The organism is Rhodococcus sp. NPDC060084 (assembly GCF_042730335.1).
Taxonomy (GTDB): domain Bacteria; phylum Actinomycetota; class Actinomycetes; order Mycobacteriales; family Mycobacteriaceae; genus Rhodococcus.
The window spans coordinates 1-3,793 of the sequence record NZ_JBHWWX010000080.1 but is presented as its reverse complement, the minus strand read 5'-3'; the positions used below and the strand labels follow the sequence as shown (position 1 = coordinate 3,793).

The 3,793-nt window shown below is 68.3% G+C and carries 2 protein-coding genes; both read left to right on the top strand.

All coding sequences use genetic code 11. From position 1 onward, the window contains the following. The first annotated feature begins 102 nt into the window (after positions 1 to 102). Complete coding sequence (locus tag ACFWBU_RS21165; protein WP_378529145.1) at positions 103 to 1,917, top strand: SulP family inorganic anion transporter; 1,815 nt, start codon at positions 103 to 105, stop codon at positions 1,915 to 1,917. 212 nt (positions 1,918 to 2,129) lie between these two features. After that, complete coding sequence (gene serA / locus ACFWBU_RS21160) at positions 2,130 to 3,722, top strand: phosphoglycerate dehydrogenase (protein ID WP_378529144.1); 1,593 nt, start codon at positions 2,130 to 2,132, stop codon at positions 3,720 to 3,722. Positions 3,723 to 3,793: the final 71 nt, after the last annotated feature.

Here is a 3,793-nt window from a genome sequence, read left to right as displayed (position 1 = left end):
CCTCCTCGAGGTGCCGGGCTGCCGTCGTTCGGGCGTGGGGACGCCGGAACGGCCGTGAGCAATCCGCCGACGGGGGCCGGGTCCACGTCCCATACTTGCCCAATGTCGCTCTCGGCAGCTGTCAGCCGGATTCCCGGCATCGCCACGGCACGCAGGTACCAGCGCGGATGGCTGCGGACCGACATCACTGCGGGTTTGGTGGTCAGCGCACTGCTCGTGCCCACCGGCATGGGATATGCGGCAGCCGCGGGACTGCCTGCCCACATGGGCATGTACGCCACAATCGTGCCGATGCTGGTGTACGCGCTCGTCGGTCCGTCGCGCATCCTCGTGGTCGTTCCGTCTTCCGCCCTGGCACCGCTGATCGCGGCGGCGGTCGTCCCCCTCGCCGCGGCAGGAGATCCCTCCCGCGCGGTGGCGCTAGCCGGTCTACTCGCCCTGATAGTCGGAGTTCTGCTGTTGTTCAGCGGGATTCTGCGCCTCGGATTCATCACAGAACTGCTGTCCAACCCCATCAGGGTCGGATTTCTCAACGCTATCGCTCTGATCGTGATCGCGAGCGAGGTCCCGCACCTACTCGGTGCGAATACCCGGCCGGCCGACCTTTTCACGAACCTCAGGAATGCTGCGGACGCGGTGCGCGGGGGTGCGCTCGGATCGCTCGCCTTCCTCCTCGGCGGCGCTACCCTGATCCTGATCGTGGTGATGCAGGTGCTGTGGCCACGAGCTCCGGGCATCCTCGTCGGGGTCGTCGTGGCCACCGGGGTGACAGCCGCTTTCGGGCTGGGCGACAAGCTCGAGACGGTGGGCGCGCTCCCGTCGGGGCTCCCGGGCCCGGCCCTCGGCGGGCTCGCGTGGAGCGACGTCGCGACCCTGGTCGGCCCCGCTGTCGCGATCGCCATCATCGGTTTCGCCGACACCTCCGTCGTGTCCCGCGCTTTCTCGTCCGCGCGCGGTGAGGAGGTGAACGGAAGCTCCGAGATGCGGGCGCTCGGCGTCGCGAACCTCGCGGCCGGTGTCACAGGCGGGTTCCCGGTGTGCGGTAGCGGAAGCCGCACGCCTGTCGTCCAACGCGCGGGCGCGCACACACAACTCGCCGGAGTGGTGGGAGCACTGACGGTCCTTGCCTTCCTCCTGCTCGCACCCGGCGCGACGGGCAACCTTCCGCGTTCTGCGCTCAGCGCCGTCGTCATCGTCGCTGCGAGCGCGCAGTTCAAACTCGCCAAGATCAGGCATCTGTGGCAGGTGGCCAAGATCGAATTCGGTTTGTGTATAGCGGCATCCGTCGCTGTCATCCTCGCGGGCGTGCTGCGAGGCGTACTGATCGCGATCGCGCTGTCGCTGATGGCGTTGGTGATCCAGGCCTGGCGGCCTCACCGCGCCGAACTCGTCGAAGTCCCCGGAATCGCCGGATATCACGACAGGGAGCGCCATCCCGAAGGCCACCGGATCAGAGGGCTCCTCCTGGCACGGTTCGACGCACCGCTGTTCTTCGCGAACGGCTCGATTCTCACGGGATATGTGCGCGCACTCGTACAGGAGCGATCGGATCGGGTGGAGTGGGTGATCCTCGTGGCGCAGCCGATCACCGATCTCGACACGACGTCGGTCGAAGAGATCGAGCGGCTCGATGAATACTTGTCCCACAACGGAATTCGACTCGTTTTCGCGGGATTGGAGGGCCAGGAGAGGGACAAGCTGCTGCGCATGCAATCGGCGAACCGTTTCCACCGGGAACGGTTCTATCCCACGACTCGTGCCGCCGTGATCGCCTTCCGGCACCGGCACGACACCGGTATCACGCAGCGGACAATTCGTGCGCGTCCGGACATTTCGCCGACGGGAACCACCGGACGGAGTGCACGGCGGAGGCCGCGCCCGGTGCCGGGCGCCAGGCATCTGCGGCGGCGGCACTGAGGTATCCGCGACCTCTTTCGACCGGTTATCGGTCGGGCTCAGGATCGCGTGGGGGGACTCCACCCCGCTCCGGTGTACCCCGGTGGGCGATCCCGGTGGGTCCGTAGTGGGGGCAGGGGCACTAAACTGTGTGCGGTCGCGGGTGAACGCGCCTTCCGACAGGCGTCGGCGCCGCCGACCACCCACACATTCACGACACAGGGAGTCCACACGTGAGCCAGAATGGCCGTCCAGTAGTCCTGATCGCCGACAAGCTTGCGCAATCGACCGTCGATGCGCTCGGTGACGGTGTCGAGGTGCGCTGGGTGGACGGCCCGGACCGCCCGGCGCTGCTCGCCGCCGTGCCCGACGCGCATGCGCTGCTCGTCCGGTCCGCAACGACTGTCGACGCAGAGGTGCTCGCCGCCGCGACCAACCTGAAGATCGTCGGCCGCGCAGGTGTGGGTCTCGACAACGTCGACATCGCCGCCGCCACCGAGCGCGGCGTGATGGTCGTCAACGCTCCGACGTCCAACATCCACTCGGCCGCTGAGCACGCTGTCGCGCTGCTGCTCTCGACCGCGCGCCAGATCCCGGCCGCCGACCGCACGCTGCGCGAGAAGACCTGGAAGCGCTCGAGCTTCAACGGCACCGAGATCCTCGGCAAGACCGTCGGCGTCGTCGGCCTCGGCCGGATCGGTCAGCTCTTCGCGCAGCGCCTCGCCGCGTTCGAGACCGACATCATCGCGTACGACCCGTACCTGCCCGCAGCGCGTGCGGCACAGCTGGGGATCGAACTGGTCGACGTCGACGAACTCGTCGCGCGGGCCGACTTCATCTCCGTGCACCTGCCCAAGACCAAGGAAACCGCCGGTCTGCTCAACGCGGAGCGTCTTGCCAAGACCAAGGACGGCGTGATCATCGTCAACGCCGCTCGCGGCGGTCTCATCGACGAAGGCGCACTGTACGACGCGCTCGTCTCCGGCAAGGTCCGCGCCGCGGGGCTCGACGTCTTCAACTCCGAGCCGTGCACCGATTCGCCGCTGTTCGATCTCGACAACGTGGTCGTCACCCCCCACCTCGGGGCATCCACCTCCGAGGCCCAGGACCGGGCGGGCACCGACGTCGCGAAGAGCGTGCTGCTCGCACTCGCCGGCGAGTTCGTGCCGGACGCCGTGAACGTCTCCGGTGGCCCGGTCGGCGAAGAGGTCGCGCCGTGGCTGGAACTGGTCCGCAAGCTCGGCCTGCTCGCCGGCACCCTCTCGCCCGAGGCAGTCCAGAACGTGCAGGTCGTCGCGAGCGGCGAACTCTCGTCCGAGAACGTCGAGATCCTCGGACTCGCTGCGCTGCGGGGCCTGTTCTCGGCCAGCAGCGACGAGCCCGTCACCTTCGTCAACGCACCGCAGCTCGCCGAGCAGCGCGGCGTGACCGTCGAGGTCGAGAAGGTCAGCGAGGCGCAGACCCACCGCAGTGCCGTCGAGGTGCGCGCCGTGGCCGCCGACGGTCACGTCACGCAGGTCGCGGGTGCGCTCACCGGCCTGCAGCAGGTCGAGAAGATCGTCAACATCAACGGACGCAGCTTCGACCTGCGTGCCGAGGGCCACAACTTCATCGTGCACTACCAGGATCGCCCGGGTGTCCTCGGAACACTCGGCACCGTTCTCGGTAACGCCGGTATCGACATTCAGGCCGCCGCACTGAGCCAGGATGCCGAAGGCCCGGGCGCGACCGTCATCCTGCGCGTGAACCGCGTCGTGGGTGACGCCGAGGTCGCGCAGATCGTCGAGCAGCTCGACGCACGCGTCGCGCAGGTCGACCTGTCCTGATCGTTTCCGGGGCGTCTACGGGCGCCCTCGGGCCCAGCATCGTCCGGTGGCCGCGACCGTCTCAGCACGGT

Bases quoted from the DNA above. Each gene is read 5' to 3' on its own strand.
- ACFWBU_RS21165 (WP_378529145.1), top strand. From the start codon at position 103: ATGTCGCTCTCGGCAGCTGTCAGCCGGATTCCCGGCATCGCCACGGCA.